At 36.0% G+C, this 536-nt stretch carries 1 protein-coding gene; it reads left to right on the forward strand.

The window, feature by feature from the left end; translation table 11 throughout:
- On the forward strand, positions 1 to 536 hold a 536-nt coding region (locus tag Q0997_RS20295), incomplete at both ends, for a hypothetical protein (protein ID WP_299892553.1).

The following is a 536-nucleotide window of genomic DNA, read 5'->3' on the forward strand; positions in this document are numbered from 1 at the left end:
CCTCCACCAGGAGCTCCTTGGCAATTAGAAACCTCTCCTGGTTCTATAACTTTTACAGGTTTAACAACTGGAGTATTATATACTTTTATTGTATATGATTCGCTTACAGGTTGTTCGTATTTTGAAACAGCAACTGCGCCTATACCAACAAATTCAACACTAACTACCGATACTATAACTGCAAATAATATTACATGTACCGGCAATGCAGATGGTAATGTATCTTTTAATATTAATAACCCGGAAGCTATTACTATTAATGTAGACTATCAAATATTTGATTCATTATCATTGGCTCCTGTTGGCCCGATTGTTTCTGGAACAGTTCCAGCTGGAGGCTCACTTTCTGTTGCAAATTTAGGGCCATTACCTTTTGGTAATTATTATGTATTGATTACAGAAACGTCTGGTCCAAACGCAGGATGTAGTAATGTAACTGTACCATTTAATATTACAGAATCTGCTATAGACTTAAGTCTTACTGCTTCGGTCTCTGCAAATGAGAACTGTAATGATTTAGGAGTAATTACTGCTAT

The sequence above is a fragment of the uncultured Lacinutrix sp. genome, from assembly GCF_947500325.1.
Lineage (GTDB): Bacteria > Bacteroidota > Bacteroidia > Flavobacteriales > Flavobacteriaceae > Lacinutrix.